General features: G+C 72.1%; 10 protein-coding genes. 4 read left to right on the forward strand and 6 right to left on the reverse strand.

Translation table 11 applies throughout. The annotated features are described in order from the left end of the window. Window positions 1-7: 7 nt before the first annotated feature. The 5 genes from WMF14_RS24230 to WMF14_RS24250 form a co-directional block, all read right to left on the reverse strand. Entirely contained in the window at window positions 8-823 is an 816-nt protein-coding gene (locus tag WMF14_RS24230) for a hypothetical protein (RefSeq protein ID WP_437804282.1), read from the reverse strand. Window positions 824-841: 18 nt separating this feature from the next. Then, on the reverse strand, window positions 842-1,540 hold the full coding sequence (locus tag WMF14_RS24235; protein ID WP_437804009.1) for a DUF2914 domain-containing protein: 699 nt from the start codon (window positions 1,538-1,540) through the stop codon (window positions 842-844). Window positions 1,541-1,816: 276 nt separating this feature from the next. After that, entirely contained in the window at window positions 1,817-2,011 is a 195-nt protein-coding gene (locus tag WMF14_RS24240; protein WP_437804010.1) for a hypothetical protein, read from the reverse strand. Between the two features lie 288 nt (window positions 2,012-2,299). Beyond that, window positions 2,300-2,533, reverse strand: a complete 234-nt coding sequence (locus WMF14_RS24245; protein ID WP_012236968.1) for a hypothetical protein — start codon at window positions 2,531-2,533, stop codon at window positions 2,300-2,302. Window positions 2,534-2,629: 96 nt separating this feature from the next. Next, on the reverse strand, window positions 2,630-3,223 hold the full coding sequence (locus tag WMF14_RS24250; RefSeq protein ID WP_437804012.1) for a hypothetical protein: 594 nt from the start codon (window positions 3,221-3,223) through the stop codon (window positions 2,630-2,632). A 221-nt stretch (window positions 3,224-3,444) separates the two neighbouring features. Between WMF14_RS24250 and WMF14_RS24255 the strand changes: the two genes are divergently transcribed. Continuing rightward, window positions 3,445-4,707, forward strand: coding sequence for a serine/threonine protein kinase (locus tag WMF14_RS24255; protein ID WP_437804014.1), 1,263 nt, complete (start codon window positions 3,445-3,447; stop codon window positions 4,705-4,707). Further along, window positions 4,707-7,925: a serine/threonine protein kinase gene (locus WMF14_RS24260; protein ID WP_437804016.1), complete on the forward strand. Its 3,219-nt coding sequence runs from the start codon at window positions 4,707-4,709 to the stop codon at window positions 7,923-7,925. Before WMF14_RS24255 ends, WMF14_RS24260 begins: the two co-directional genes overlap by 1 nt. Before the next feature lie 195 nt (window positions 7,926-8,120). On the opposite strand, the gene WMF14_RS24265 is transcribed toward WMF14_RS24260, so the two are convergent. Further along, a complete protein-coding gene (locus WMF14_RS24265) occupies window positions 8,121-8,936 on the reverse strand; it encodes a hypothetical protein (RefSeq protein WP_437804018.1) in 816 nt (271 codons plus the stop codon). A gap of 527 nt (window positions 8,937-9,463) precedes the next feature. Between WMF14_RS24265 and WMF14_RS24270 the strand changes: the two genes are divergently transcribed. After that, window positions 9,464-11,821, forward strand: a complete 2,358-nt coding sequence (locus tag WMF14_RS24270) for a cyclic nucleotide-binding domain-containing protein (RefSeq protein WP_437804020.1) — start codon at window positions 9,464-9,466, stop codon at window positions 11,819-11,821. A gap of 373 nt (window positions 11,822-12,194) precedes the next feature. After that, window positions 12,195-15,203 carry a vWA domain-containing protein gene (locus WMF14_RS24275; RefSeq protein ID WP_437804022.1) on the forward strand — a complete coding sequence of 1,003 codons (3,009 nt, stop codon included), beginning with the start codon at window positions 12,195-12,197 and terminating at the stop codon, window positions 15,201-15,203. The last annotated feature ends 8 nt before the right edge of the window (window positions 15,204-15,211 follow it).

Here is a 15,211-nt window from a genome sequence, read left to right on the forward strand (position 1 = left end):
CCTGGGCTCAATCGATCTGCAGGTGGTAGTGCGGCGGCCGCGACTCCTCGAGCGCGAACACGCCCCCGACCTCGTCGACCCCCTCGAGGAAGGCGCGCTTCTCCGCGGGCGTCATGTCCCGGTTCCGGATGTCGACGGCGCCCTCCCGGAGGTGCGCCGAGATGAACACCCCGCGATCGATCTGGGCGCGGATCACCCGCTCGAGGGCGGCGATCATGGCCTCCGGCGGGTGCTCGGCCGAGCGCTCCTCGTCGTAGGCGCTCTTGATCTCGCGCACCGCCGTCTTGTCCTTGTAGAGGCCGAGGACGTCGGCGCCGTGCCGGAAGAGCTCGTGCATCGCCTCGGCCTGTCGCGCGGGATCCCGCGTGCCGCTCGTGACCACGAGCTCCTTTCCGGTTCGCCGGAAGTAGGCGGACGCGATCTTCTCGACCTTCTGCTCCACGGCGGGCGCGAGCTCGACGCCAGGCAGGAGTACGTAGCGGCGCTCCTCGTCGGCCTCCGCCGGCGCCGCGCCGGGCGCCGGAGCCCGCGCGGGCCGCTCGGCGTCGGAGGGCTCGGCGTCGGGGGGCTCGGCGTCAGGGGGCTCGACCTCGTCGTTCTCCTGGACGTGCAGCGAGAGCACCCGGGCGGCGGGTCCGTCGGGCACCCAGAAGGCGAACCCCACCTGCGCACCGGGGGCGGTGACGGTGACAGGCGGGCGTGGCGTCCCGACAAGCTCGGGCGCCGGCGCGGCCCGGGAGATGCAGCCGCCCGCAGCGAGCGCGAGGGCGATGACGACGGCGCGGCGAGCGCCCTGGAGAGCAGAAGAGCGCGAGCACAACATGCGAGCCACGGGCGCCTCCTACTTCGTGATCGTGAACGAGGCGCGCGCGAGCTCCTTGCCCGCCGCGTCGCTGACCGTCACCGCCCAGAGCCCCGCCGAGCGCGCCTTCCGCGTGGCAGCCCACGTACGGAAGCGCCGTTGCGCGCCGACCGCGAGGGGGATGCGCAGGGGCGCGCTGCCATCGGACGGCGTGAAGGTGACGCTGATCTCCGAGGTGGCCTGGTCCTTGTTCGAGAGCTCGACGAAGGCGTAGAGGCGGTCGATCTCCGCGCTCGCGAACGAGGTCGCCGGCTCGAGCGGCTCGCGGCCGGCGATGCCCTTCGAGACGACGAGCCGCATCACCTGGAGCTCGGGCGCTCGAGCGGCGCCCTCTCCCACGCCGCCCTGCGCTGCACCGGCGGCCGTGCGCCCCTCCTGAGCCGACCCCGACCTGCGGCGACGCTCCCGTGCCGGGCCGCGGGCGGGCGACGCGTCCGCCGCGTCGCTGCGGCCCTCCTCCGCGGCAGCGCCGCCCGCGGCGGCCTTGGCCGCGTCCGGTCGCGCCTCGCCCGCCGCGTCCGCGCTCGCCTGCCCCTCGGCCCCGCCGCCCGGCCTCCCCTCTGCCAGGCGGTTCAGCGCGGGAAGCTCTTCCCGGGAGATCCGCGCGATCGCCTCGCTCGGATCGCTGCAACCGAGCCCCGCCCCGCCGAGAGCGGCGGCGGCGAGCGCCAGGACCATGGTTTTCCGTGTCGTTCCCCGGGTGTCCACACCGACGAGGTGCCACGATTCAGCAGAGGGGGCGAAAAAACGGCAACCCGACGGCCAGCGGCCCCGCGGCCCGCGCCGGACTCACGAGGGATCGTCGCCGCACGCTGGACGTGGGGTCCGGGGCGCAACCATCTCGAGGTTCCGAGATTTCATCAGGGAATTCCTGATGTATGGCAGCACCGCGTCGCGGCGTGCCAACGCTCCGGTGGGAGCCCACGTCCGCGAGGCGCCTCGCGGCGCTCCGGGTCAGTGCTTCGGACGGGACCGACGCGGACCGTTGGTCGACTCGCCCTCTGGCGTCGTACCGAAGCTGGTGATCGCGCTGTCTTCGATCATCAGGATGAGCAGGCCCCCGCTCGCGCCTCGTGCCGTCTTCGCCCGGGATCCCTGGCTTGTCTCCCGCGACGAGTGGTCCGAGCTGTCCGCTGCGATCCGCTTCATCTCCAACTCCTTCAAGACTTCAGTCCTGCTGTTCACGCCCCGGCCGGCTGACCTGCGTGGACTTCCGTGCACCGCGTCTGGGGCGAAAACCGAACCGGGCGCGAGAACGCCAATATTCGCAGAATAGTCATGGATTCGACTGAAAATCACCTGGAAAGCGCCACGCCCGGCGGATTCGTTCCGGCAGAGGCTCGAGCGGCGGTTTCCACTTCCACTTTCACTTCCACCGGGATCTATCGAGATTTCATCGAGATTTCAGCGGAGGTCGCGAGGTGGCACGACAGGGATTCAGCGGCGGCCGAAGCCCGGCAGCTGGCGGGTCGCGGCCACCACCTCGTCGCAATCGATACAGCGCATGAGCCCGTCGACCAGCTCCATGCTACCGAGGCTGCCGCACTCCGGGCAGCGGTTGGCGAGCTGGTGCTTGCTCTCCTCGCAGAGCCGGCTCTGCTCCGCCTCGGCCTCCGCCTCGACACGGAAGATCTCGGCCGGCGTGCGCGCCTCTCGCTTTCGGTCATCCATGGCGCGCAACGTATCATGTGCTCGGCGCGTGCTGCGAGCGCAGCGCGCCGCGCTCGCAGCGCGCACGGCAGCGCGGCCTCTGGGCCTCTCGATCGCTCACCGCGCGGACTCGATCATGCTCCGGAACGCCGACCGCGCCGACTGCACGGTCTCGTCGGGGCCGACGATCCTGAAGAACCAGTTTCCGCGATCCGGCGCCCTCACCGCCGCGCCGATGAGCCGGTAGTCGTCCTTCACCATCTCCACGGGCGATCGCTTGCGGGCGCCGGACTGCGGCCCGAGCGCGATCTTGTAGGTGCCGGCCACCTCGACCAGCTCGACCGGCATGCCGCGCACCTCGAACGACGCGCGTTTGGCCTTCGCCCCGACGTCGCCATCGAACTGCGCGAACCACTCGTCGAAGCGCGCGTCGACGTCTCCTTTGCTCCCCAGACCGAACGAGAGGACCTGCACCTCGGCGTCCTCCTTGTCGTTCGCCGCCCTCAGCACCTTGTAGAGGGCCTTGCGCGAGCCGTCGCGCGGCACGTCGAGCGCGGCCCAGCTCCCCGGAACGTCCCACGCGAGCCGCGCGGCGGCGGGCGCGCTGGAGACGGCCGGCGGCGGCTCCGGCTCCGCCGGGGTCCTCGAGCAGGCCGAGACCGCGAGCGCCATCATCGCCGCTCGAGCGAACGACACCCGGCGTCGGAGCATGGAGGCGGTTCTACCACCGTGCCCTCCGTCGAGGCGCAGGATTTCGATACCCCGCGCGGCCGGGAACCGCGATCCTCTCCTCGGGCGACGAGCCGCCCGAACGGGGGACGTTGCGCTCGCAGGAGGGACCCGGCGCGATCCGAGCCCAGGCTCAGGTGTAAGCCCTCGGCCTTGCTCGCACGTAGAAGAGACGCCCCGGCCAGGGAGAGGAGACGGCGCGCATGGATCAGATCGGCGAGTACCTCGTTCGACGCCTCGTCGGCGAGGGCGGGATGGGCAAGGTCTACGAGGGCGAGGAGCGCCTGTCCCGCCGGCGCGTCGCGCTGAAGGTGCTCCGTCCCGAGCTCGCCCGGAGCGAGCAGGGGCGCCGGCTCTTCCTGAACGAGATGCAGATCCTCGCCCACCTCGAGCACCCGAACATCGTCCGGAGCCTCGCCAGCATCGAGGCCTCCGGCGAGCTCGTGATGGTGCTCGAGTACCTGGACGGCCAGACGATGCGGTCCGTCCTTGGCGCCGCCGGCCGCCTCCCCTGGCCGGAAGCTGTGCGGATCACCGCCAGCGTGGCGAGCGCCCTCGCGGCGGCCCACGGGCAGCAGCCGCCCGTGATCCACCGCGATCTCAAGCCCGAGAACATCATGGTGCAGCGGGACGGCGGCGTGAAGGTGATGGACTTCGGCATCGCCAAGGTCGTGGAGGCGATGAACCAGACCAACACGCAGAGCGTCGGCACCCTCCAGTACATGAGCCCGGAGCAGATCGACGCGCGATCCATCGATCACCGCTCGGATCTCTACTGCCTCGGGCTCATCCTGTACGAGGCGCTCTCCGGCAGCCCGCCGTTCCAGTCGGCCTCGCCGCGGGAGCTGCTCAACCTGCAGTGCACGGCAGAGCCGCCGCCGCTCAGCGACGAGGTGCGGAGCGGGCTGCCCCGCGGCGTCGAGCAGCTGCTCTTCCAGCTGCTCGAGAAGGCGCCCGAGGATCGGCCGTACCTCGCTCAGGACATCGTGGATCGGCTGGAGCCGTTCCAGACCGCGGTGAGCGCGCCGCACCGCGCCGGAGATCGCGTCCGCACGAGCGCGCCGCACCACGCCGGCGACCACGACCGCGAGATCGCCCCGCACCGCGCTGGCGACCGCGACCGCGCGAGCTCGCCGCATCGCACCGGAGATCGCGACCGCGCGAGCTCGACGCATCGCGCCGGCGACCGCGTGAGCTCGCCGCACCGCGCCGAGGACCACGACCGCGCGAGCTCACCGATCGCCGCGCGCGTCACCGGCGGAGCGGACGCGCCTCGCGCCGATACGATCGCGCTCGTCGAGAAGATCGACAGGCCGCGCGACGTCCCGATTAGGCTCGCGATCGCGATCATCGTGACGCTGTCGGCGCTCGCGGGCCTCGGGACCTGCGCGCTGCGCTCGACGAACGGCGCGCCGGAGCCGCCCGCCAGCACCGCGACCCCGGCCTCCCCGGAGGGGACGCGGTGATGCGGGCGTCGCCGGAGCAAGCGGGCTACACGGAAGGCGCGCCCCTCCCGGCCGTTGGCTGCGCCGCGCGATGGCGCTGCGGCGCAGGCGCAGTCGAAGAGCTGTGGCGGCTCGGCGGGGCGGACCAGGACGCTCCCGCTCCGGCAGGGCCCGAGCCCCAGGCCGTCGCGGCGCGCCTCCTGTCGCTCGGGAGCGCCGGCGTCGGGGGCTTCATCGACGGCGGCGTCGCCTCGCCGGCCGAGGGCGAGCGCGCCGCCGCGGCGAGCCCGGACGGCGCGCGCGTCTGGCTCGTGCGGCGGCTCGCGGGCGCGCCCCTCTCGGATTGGATGCGCGCGCGGCGCGGGCCCGTTCCCTTCCAGGAGGCGCTCGGGCTCGCCATCCAGGTCGCCCGCGCGCTCGCCGCGTGCGAGCGGGCCAGCCTGTTCCCCGGTCCGCTCTCGCCCGACGCGGTCCTCGTGGACGACGGGGGCCACGTCACGCTGCCCGCGAGCGCGCTCGTCGCCGCCCTCGTCGGCGCGTCGCCGAGCCGCGGCGCCGCCACGGCGCCCCGCGGCGAGGGCGCGCGGGTGTCCTCGGAGATCCCGCCGCTCTGGACGCCGCCCGCGCAGGCCGACGGCGCGATCTGGGACAGCGCCGCGAACCGGTACGCGCTCGGGCTCGTGCTCTACCGCCTGCTCGCGGGAGAGCACCCGTTCGCTGGCGCTGGCCTGCGGCACGCGCTCGGCGAGGCCGCTCGCGCGGAGCCGCCGCCGTTCATCGAGGGCGTCGCGACCTCGCTCCCCGCGGGCCTGCAGGGCTACGTGCTGCGGCTGCTCCATCCGGACCCGTCGGAGCGGCCGCCGCGTGCCGAGGAGATCGCCGATGCGCTGAGCGGGTTCCTCGACGAGCGCCCGCCGGCGCTTCCCGTGCACGCCGGCCGGACCTCCCGCCGCGCTGGCGCGGCCACCCCGGCGAGGACCGGCCCCGCGCCGCGCGAGCGCGCGCGCCCGGGCGACGCGGGCGACCACCACCCGCCGCGCGGCCCAGCCGGCGCCGCGGCTCGGCTGTGGCGGATCGCCCCCCTCGGCGCCGGCGCGCTGATCGCGTCGGCCGCGCTGGCGCTCTCGCAGGGCGAGCCCGGTCCAGCGGCGCCGCGCGCGATCGCCGTCGCGCCGGTCGTGCCGCTCGCGCAGGCGCGGACGGCGGCGGAGGACTGCGCGGCGTGCCACGGCCGCCAGGCCGCGGAGTGGCGCCGCTCGGTGATGGCGCACTCGGTGAAGAGCCCGCTCTTCAACGCGCTCGAGAGCCTCATCGAGGAGCAGGTGGGCCGCACCGTCGACTGCCCGAACGGCGCGGGCATCCTGCGCAAGGCCGATCCCGCGCGCGCCTGCCGCGACGGGCGGAGCGGCGTCGCGGTGACCGGCTCGGGCGGCGAGCACTGGTGCGTGAACTGCCACAGCCCGGCGGAGAACCTCGACGCCACCATGCCCGCGTGGGATGGCCGCGCCGGCGGCGATCCCCGCGCGCGCCTCCCCGTGCGCGACCTGCTCACCCGGCGTGGCCTGGAGGGGATCTCCTGCAGCTTCTGCCATCAGGTGCACGGCCCGGTCGGCCCGCGCGGGCGCGCCGGGTACCAGGGCAACCCGACGTGGACGTCCTTCGTGACGGGCGCCGTCTTCGCTGCGCGCCCTGAGGACGGCCGCGGCCTGTTCGGGATCGCCAACAGCGGCTACGACCTCCGCCCCGAGGAGCTGCTGCTCCCCTCGGGTCAGGGCGCGGCGCCGCGCGCCGCGCTCCAGCCGACGGGATCGGCGGGCGCCATCGAGCCCGTGGTGCACGGTCGACCGTCGGCGAGCGCGAGGGCGTACCTGCGCTCCAGCGAGTTCTGCGGGGCGTGCCACGACGTGCGCCTCTTCGGCAGCGACAGCCTCGCCGCGGCGCGGGGCGAGCACTTCAAGCGGCTGCGCAACGCCTACACCGAGTGGTCGGACTGGGCGAGGTCCGAGGAGCGCGCGGGCCGCCCGGCAGCGACCTGCCAGGACTGCCACATGAGCACCTACCCGGGTGTCTGCGAGGCGGCCCCGGCGGCGGGCGCCGCGCAGGCGTCGCCGGGAGATCCCGAGTGCCCGCCCGGCACGCGCTTCGCCCCGCGGAGGCCTGGCGCGCGCCCGCGGGGCCGGATCGCGGATCACTCGACCGCTCCGGCGGACGTCGCGACCCATTACTTCTCCGGCGTGGATGTACCGCTGTCGGACGAGTTCCCCGACGCGCTGATCGGTGAGCCGTCGCTCGACGTACACGGCATTCCGGCGGGCGCGCGCCGCCGCCGCGATCTCTTGCTCCGCCACACGTTCCGCTTCGAGCTCGGCGCCGCGCGCCGCGCCGGCGCGGCCGGGGATCGCGTCGAGATCCCGGTCGAGATCGAGAACACCGGCGCCGGGCACAAGGTGCCGGCCGGCTTCAGCCAGGAGCGCGAGTTCTGGGTTCACCTCGTGGTGAGGGATGGAGAGGGGCGCGTGGTCTACGAGGTCGGCCGTATCGACCGCGCCGGCGAGGATCTGAGAGACAAGGTGTTCGCTCGGGTGACCACCGATCCGGACGCGAACAGCCCCTTCGCACCGGCGGGTGCTCCAGGCGGGTTGTTCGGCGCGGACGTGCGCGACGGGCCTGATGTCCCCCTCTGGACCCCATCCCCACGGCTCGGCGGCACCTCGTTCCGGGGGCGGGGGCTCATCAACTTTCAGAACGGCTTTCTGCGCTGTGTCCGATGCATCGGCGTCGTGGCCGCGGACGGCACCTGCCAGGCCGGGCCCGGCCAGGGGCTGCACCACGCCGATCGGTTCGCGGACGGCGATTACGACCTGGACACGGGCGCTTGCGGCTCGAACCTGTCGGGGCAGAACGCCTTTCTCGAGACCTATTTTCCGGTCGGCGCGCTGGACGCGAGCCGCGGCGTCGTGAAAGGGCCGGACGCGATCATCGATACGCGCTCCGTGCCGCCCGGCGTGCCGATCCGGTACACCTACGATCTCCGCACCGGCCAGCGGCGCGGCCCGCTCCGGGCCGAGGCGAGGCTGCTCTTCCGGGCGTTTCCCCCGTTCCTGATCCGCGCCTTCGCCGCGTACGAGCGGGAGCAGGCGCGGCGCGGCCTGCGGCCGACCGGCCCGCTGGTCACCGACGCGATGCTCGAACGCCTCGAGATCGTCGAGCTCGCCCGGGCCGAGGTCGAGATCCCCTGAGCCGAGGTCGCCGCGATGGAGCAACGGACGCAACAGACGCAAGGGACGCAAACGATGCGACGGACGAGGCCGGCACCTCGACGCGCCGGCCGACAAAAAGGGGCAAGCCCCTACCCCGGCCTGCGGGGTAAGGGCTTCGCTGGTCAGGCGCTGACGAGCTCAGCGCGCCGTGGTCATGAAAAGCGTCGCCGCCGATCAGGGAGGGGGCGGGGGCGGATCGGTCGGGATCGGATCCGGCAGCTTGAACAGCCTACCGATCCGGTAGGGGCGCGTGGAGGGCGAGTAGTAGCTCGTCGTCGACGACGTGACGCTCCACGTGTAGCCGAGCAGGACGCCCGAGAGCGAGTCGGTGTACACACGCACGTAGCCCGTCCCGGCGCCCGGCTCCATGTAGCCACCGGTGCACGGACCGCTCCACCGGCTGTCCCTGTACTGGCCCTCGGAGCACCCGTGCGACGAGCTGGTCGAGTCCGCGATCGGCACGGCGTACTGCCTCGTCCCCGAGTAGCGGGGGTTGATCTGCGGGAGGATCTCCTGCGGCGCGCCGGTGATGATCATCGTGTGGCCGGCGTAGGTGACGCCCGTTTCGCCGCGCACCTCGCCGATGGTGAAGACATCGCCCTTCTGGATGTCGACCGCCCGTTCGACACGGCGGAAGAACGTCTCGAACCCGGAAGGGGTCGCGCCGACCTTCGGGCTCGTCTTGACGAGCTGGAAATAGTAATCGGACGTCGGGCTGTTCTTGCCCCACATCGCATAGATGTCCTGCTGGGTGTACCCCATCGCCTTCTGCAGCGACAACGTGAAGAAGCACGCGGCCTTGGTCGAGCCGGTCCACGCCTTCGACTGGTCAGGGTCGTCCCAGTTCACGAAGCAATCGGGGTCATTGCCCCACTCGTTGACGACAGCGTTGTCGATGAACTCGACCGCCCAGTCCTCGGGGCCCTTCGCGCTCGCGGAAGCCGAAGCGAGCGAGATGAAAGACGCGGCAGCCAGGGAAGCAACAGCCAAACTCGTCGTGCGCCTACTCATACTTCTACCTCGTTGATTTTGAATGACATTGCATGTGCACTCAAGAACAGATGCTAGTCATTTCATGCCGAACCCTCAAACGAACCCTGGCGCCGAAGATGCCGAGTCTAGCAGGATGGATATTCACTGTAATCGGCTTGGGTGTCAAGGCATTTTCGGGACGCTCGTCCTTTTTCTGCACCTTCTCGAACGTGAAGTAAGACCATGTCGTCCCTTAAGACAGCGGATGCGCGACGGTGTGGAGCGACGGTATCCGACGCCATGACACGCCGGCCTCGTCTGCTCCTCCGCGTCGGCACCCGCGCCCACGTTCTTCGCGCCGGTTGTGTTCCTTGCGCGCCTTGCGCCGCTTGCACGCCTTGCGCCGCTTGCACGCCTTGCGCCCCTTGCGCCGCTTGCTGGGTTCCCGTCGACCTCGCTCCGCGGGGCGGCACGGGCCGTGATCGCGCGGCGAGGGCGGGTCGGGAGGAGCGGCGGCCTGCGTGCTTCGACCAGGAGACCTGCTGATGCCCTCATCGGACCACACCCGCGGCGGCGCGCGCGACGCCGGGTCTGACCGCCCCCAGCCGTGGCCGCCGGCGGTGTTCGACGCCCCCTTGCTGCGAGGGCTCGACGAGCGCGCCCGGCGCGAGATCTCCGGGGCGGGGCGGCTCCGCTCCCTGTCGCCGGACGAGGTCGCCTATCGCGCGGGCGACGCCGGCGACGCCTTCTTCGTGGTCGCGTCCGGGCGCGTCGCCCTGCGCGCGACACGCCGCGGAGACGATCGCGATACCGAGGTGCGCACCGCAGCCGCGGGCGACGTCGTCGGCGAGGAGGCGGTCGTGGGGATGTCGCGCAGGACCACCGCAGTCGCGCTCGCCACCAGCGTGCTCGCCGAGATCCCGGTCCACCTGTTCCGCCGCGCCGCCGGCCGCTCCGGCAAGGCCGAGATCGCCGAGAGGCTCGAGCGCGCGCTGCGGAGGAGCGCGACACGCGACCTCCTCAGCACCCTCGCCTTCACGCGTGACCTGGACTCGGAGGACGTCGAAATTCTGCTTGACGCAACGAGTCATCGGCGCTTCGAGCGGGGTCAGGCCATCTATCGCACAGGCGATCCGGCCGCCGAGCTGTGGCTCATCGCCGAGGGGATGGTGCAAATTCAGACCGAGGACGGAGATCGGATTCATGTGCGCGCGTACCTCACCCGAGGTGATTTCTTTGGTGACGTCGAGCTCGACGAGAACCGCTGCCGGGCGGCGAGCGCCGTGGCCAGCGGCGCCACGGCGCTCCTGTCCGTGCCGTCGAAGACGTTCGCCGCGCTCGCGCGGAAGCACCCTGATCTGATCCCCCGACTCCGGCGCATCACCGGCGAGCACCACGAAAGGCAGGAGGCGGTCATCGCCGGCCATGCGCGCAATCACACGGCGCACATCTTCAGGGACCTCTATCGCCTTCAGGTCGCGCGGTCGCTCCTGGTCATCGATCTCGAGACGTGCGCCCGCTGCGGACACTGCGCGTGGTCGTGCGCCGACGTGCACGGGGTCTCACGGCTCGTGCGCCGCGGAGACAAGGTGCGCGCGCGGGTGGACGACGCGGAACCGACCGCGCGGAAGGAGGCGCCGCGCAGCCTCCTCCTGCCGAACTCGTGCCAGCACTGCGAGAGCCCCGCCTGCATGATCGAGTGTCCCACCGGCGCGATCGGCAAGGACACCGGGGGAGAGGTGTTCATCCGGGATGCGCTCTGCACCGGCTGCGGCGCCTGCGCAAAGGCGTGCCCGTGGGAGAACATCGCGATGGCGCCGCGCCCCGCGGCCGCGCCGCGCCCGGGAGGCGCAGACTTCGCGGACATCGCCGTGAAGTGCGATCTCTGCCGCGACTATGACGGCCCCGCGTGCGTGAAGGCCTGTCCCACGGGCTCGATCTTCCGCGTCAACCCGGCGGAGGAGATCGCCGACGTGCGCGACCTGCTCGGCGGGGCGCGGCGCGAGCAGGAGCGCTCCGCCGCGCCACGGAGCGGCGCGGCGGTCGTCGCTGGCAGCGCGCTCGCGGCGGCCGGGCTCGGGGCGGCGGGGCTGTCGGCGCACGCGCGCGGCGGCGCGCGCCCGGGCGAGGGCGCCGCCTTCTCGGCGGGCGTCGCGGCCGCGGTGGGCATGGCGCTGCTCCTGCTCTACGCGGTCCCCAAGCGCGCCGGGCGATGGGCGTGGATGCGGCCCAGGCGGCGCGGCGGCGCGGCCGAGGAGGGCGGCGATGCCGCGCCGGTGAAGAGCCGCCTCCGCCCGCAGCTGACCGGGCACCTCGCCATCGGCCTCGTCACGGCCGGCCTCGCGCTCGCGCACGCGCCGTGGCCCCGGTCCAGCCGCCCGACGCTGGGCGCGGCGCTGCACCTCGTGTTCTGGGCCACTGCGGCGGCCGGCGCCTTCACGGCGATCGCGTACCGGCTCGCGCCTCGGCGCCTCGCCCGGATCGAGCGCACCGCCGCGCTGCCCGAGGATTTTAGCGCCGCCAGGCGCGAGCTGCTCGACCGCTTCTACCGCGAGGTGAGCGGGCGCAGCGACCTGGTCAAGAAGATCGTCGAGAAGATCCTCGTGCCCTACCTGCAGAGCCCCCTCGGCCCGCTCGTGCTGCTCGCCTCGGGGCGCGGCCTGCGCGAGGAGGAGCGCGCGCTGCGCGCCCGCGTCGACGCGGTCCTCGAAGGGCGCGGCGCGGAGCGGCTCGCCGGCCTGGCGGAGCTCATCCGCCTCGCCGTGGAGCTGCGCGCGCTCCCGGCCCAGCGCGCGCTCCTCGCCGCGCTCCGCGGAGGGCTGCCGGCGCACATCATCACCTTCGGCGTCGCCGCGGCGCTGCTCGTGCTCCACGCGATCACGGCGCTGAGCGTGCCTCGATGAGCGCACACCGGACCGGGAGCTCGCGCACGCCGCCCCACACCGCCGCCGCGGCGTGCGACGGAGCGCCGAGATATCCCGGACTCGCTATGAAATGGTTGCGAGGCATGGCATTTCTTTGTGCGCCGCGCGCGTCTCCGCCGGCGCGGGGATGCGCGCGGCGACGCGCACGCGTGTGCGCCGCGACCGCTTTTCGCGCATCACGCAACGCGCAGGCGAGAGGCCTGGACTTTGCCTTCTGCGCCCAGGTACAATTTTCCCGACAGCACCCTAGTGGAAGGTAGAGAAGCCGATGGCTGGTCCTTCGACCAAGTGGATGGGAGCGCTCTCCCGATCAGGCTCCGCCAGCGCGTGGGCACCGAGAGCGCTGCTGCTCGTGACGTTGCTTACCGCGTCGGCCCTCATCGCCGGATCGTGCCATGGAGGCAACAACGCCGGTGAGCCGCCGCAAGGGGGGACGGACTGGCCCGACGGAGGGCCGGGAACGGGCGACCCGTGCGTCGACGGCGAAGAGATCGAGTGTCACGTCACCGTCGGCGAGCACGAAGGCGTGCTGACGTGCCTCGACGGGATCCGGCGCTGCGAGAACGGGCGTTACGGCAGCTGCGACGGGACGATGACGATGCGGAGATCGCCGTCCGGCTCGGCGCCGCAAGGGGGCGGTGAGAGCGGGTATCCCCACCCGCTCGCCAACTCCGATGCCTCCGACGGCGGCCTGTGCGCGACCAACCCGTGCGATCCGACGTGCCAGTCGTTCGAGGAGACGCCGGACGGGGGGCCCATCAGCCTCGGGGGGACCGGCCCGACGTACACGTGGTCGGTCGGCGACATCAACGAGCTGCCCGATAACGTGGCGCGGCAGGGCACGCGCCAGCCGTGCACGACCAGCGAAGACTGCCAGTTCGACCAGCACTGCGACGACCCCGCGCGGGGCGCGTGCGTTCACGATCCGTGCGGGACCGGCGTGTCGCTGCTGGAGAACTGCAGCGGGTGCGCCAAGAAGGTCTGCGCCGCGAACCCGAACTGCTGCACCTATACGACCATACCGGCCGACTGCGGACACGACGCCTGCGTGGACACCCCCGGCGTCGCGAGCAACATGACCACGACCTGCGGCGACGCGTGCGTCCAGACCATCTGCGCGAACCATCCGCGCTGCTGCGATATCACGTGCGCTACGACGATGGACTGCACGAACGCCATCGGGCCGTACAGCAATTGCGTCGCCCCAGGCCGCTGCACCTGGCCCACCATGGGGCCCTCCGCCATGATGTGTCCCACTGGGACCATACTGTTGGGGACCGGCCGCTGCACCGGGACGTGGAGCGCGACCTGCGCGGGCTATGTCGCCACGGAGTGCGGTGGCAAGACGTGCAGCACGATCGCGCCGAAATGGGACGCGAGCTGCGTTGCCCTGGCCGGGTCGCTGTGCGGCTCCACCTGCGACACCGATCCGGGCTGCGCGCACGACAAGTGTTACACCGGCGAACGGCTCGTTGCGTCGTGCAACCCGTGCGTGCAGAGCATCTGCGCGACGCCGCAGGGCGCGAGCTGCTGCGCGCCGGGAGGCGAGTGGACACAGAGCTGCGTTGACCTCGTGGAGAGCGTCTGCGGCGAGACCTGCCCTCAAAAAGGCCTCTGCAAGTCGTACATGCCGAACGAGACGGACCCCACGTGCGCCCTCCCGGACCTCACGATCGGCGTGCCCTGCGGCGGGACGGTCCCGGTCTGCAACCGCGGCACCACGGCGGCCCCCGCAGGCATCAACATCAACCGTTATCCTGCGGGCGCAAACCAGATTCCGTCCTCCGCCCCGAACCGGATCCTGAACGCGTGCAGCCCGAGCGGCGGCACCCTCGCCTGCACGACGACGCAGCCGATCGCCCCCGGCGAGTGCATCAGCGTGGCCGGCTGCACCGGCCTCACCGCGGGGATGGAGCTCGTCGTCAATCCCCCTGGCGCTGGGCATATCGCCGAGTGCCGGTGCGGCAACAACGGGAGCATCTATCAATCGGCCATGTGCGAGTCCCCCGCCTGCATCGCCACGGCCAGCGTGTCGCTGGTCAGGCCGGTCACCCTGTTCGTGGCGCTCGATCGCTCCAACTCGATGCGGCAAACGCTGGCGGGGGCGGACGTCAGCGCCCAACGGTGGGACCCGGCGAGGAACGCGCTCAGGGCTTTCTTCCAGGATCCGGCGTCGGCCGGGCTCGGCGTCGCTTTGCGGTTCTGGCCGCACAACAATCCGGGCAACTGCGACGGCTCCTCCTGCGGCGTCCCCCTCGGAGACGGCTGCAGGAATGCGCTCATCCCGTTCGACGGCACAGCGGCCCGGCGGCTGACCGAGGACCCCGCGCCGTGGGATCAGCAAGAGAACGCGCTCGTCAACGCGCTCTTCCCCGGCCCCAGCACCAGCGGCGATACGCCCATGTACCCGGCGCTGCAAGGCGCCACGACCTGGGCGATCAACTACAAGAACGCCCATCCCGAGGAGGAGGTCGCGGTCGTGCTCGTGACCGACGGCATCCCGTCGGACTGCGACACCGTCCCCAACCACATCGGGGCCCTGGCGCGAAACGCGTTCGCAAATTACGGCGTCCGCGTGCACGCGGTGGGCTTCGGCAACTCGAACACGGAGATCATCAACTCCATCGCGGATCAAGGCGGTGGACAGGCGTTCAACCTCAACGCCGGCGCGGGCTTGCAGACCACCCTCCTCAATGCGCTCGTCTCGATCCGCGGTGAGGCGCTGCCCTGCGACGTCACCGTCCCCACCGCGGGCGTCTCGGATCCCGCGTCGGTGTCCGTCGTCTACGAGACCGCCGCCGGCGTGGAGACGACGCTCACGCCCCGGGCCGGGATCGGCAGCTGCGGTACGGGCTGGTACTTCGAGTCCGGGAACACGAACGTGAAGCTCTGCCCGCAGACCTGCACCAACATCCGCGCGAACCCGGGCGGGAAGGTCCGGGCCATCGTGCCGTGCACGACGACGAGCGTCACGGCCATCACCACGAACTGGGAGCAGTACCACGGCGTCTGTCCGCCGGGGACCAAGACCCAGTGGGGATACCTCAGGTACAGGACGACGACCCCTGGCGACTCGAGCGTCGAGTTCTTCGTGAGAGCGGCGGATGACCCCGCCGACCTCGCCTCGGCGACCGTCAGGCTCGCCGCGACCGCCCACGCTGCGCCGACCGACACCCGGATCTGCGATGAGACCTCGGCGCCGCCGTGCGCGGTCGATCTCTTCGACGTGCTGCAAGAGTTGCCGGACGCTCGAACGGAGTACCTCGATGTCCGGATGAGGCTCAATCCGACGAGCAGCGGAGGGGGCGGCGTTCAGGTGCAGGACTGGGAGATCACCTATTCATGTCCGGATACAGAATGAGCCGAAGC

It is taken from the genome of Sorangium sp. So ce693, assembly GCF_051521375.1.
In the GTDB taxonomy this organism is placed as follows: Bacteria; Myxococcota_A; Polyangia; order Polyangiales; family Polyangiaceae; genus Sorangium; species Sorangium atrum.

What these genes read in the sequence shown, in the direction of transcription:
- WMF14_RS24270 (WP_437804020.1), top strand. Translation starts at nt 9,464, where the DNA reads ATGCCCTCATCGGACCACACCCGCGGCGGCGCGCGCGACGCCGGGTCT.
- WMF14_RS24235 (WP_437804009.1), bottom strand. Translation starts at nt 1,540, where the DNA reads ATGGTCCTGGCGCTCGCCGCCGCCGCTCTCGGCGGGGCGGGGCTCGGT.
- WMF14_RS24260 (WP_437804016.1), top strand. Translation starts at nt 4,707, where the DNA reads ATGCGGGCGTCGCCGGAGCAAGCGGGCTACACGGAAGGCGCGCCCCTC.
- WMF14_RS24250 (WP_437804012.1), bottom strand. Translation starts at nt 3,223, where the DNA reads ATGCTCCGACGCCGGGTGTCGTTCGCTCGAGCGGCGATGATGGCGCTC.
- WMF14_RS24245 (WP_012236968.1), bottom strand. Translation starts at nt 2,533, where the DNA reads ATGGATGACCGAAAGCGAGAGGCGCGCACGCCGGCCGAGATCTTCCGT.
- WMF14_RS24240 (WP_437804010.1), bottom strand. Translation starts at nt 2,011, where the DNA reads ATGAAGCGGATCGCAGCGGACAGCTCGGACCACTCGTCGCGGGAGACA.
- WMF14_RS24230 (WP_437804282.1), bottom strand. Translation starts at nt 823, where the DNA reads ATGTTGTGCTCGCGCTCTTCTGCTCTCCAGGGCGCTCGCCGCGCCGTC.
- WMF14_RS24255 (WP_437804014.1), top strand. Translation starts at nt 3,445, where the DNA reads ATGGATCAGATCGGCGAGTACCTCGTTCGACGCCTCGTCGGCGAGGGC.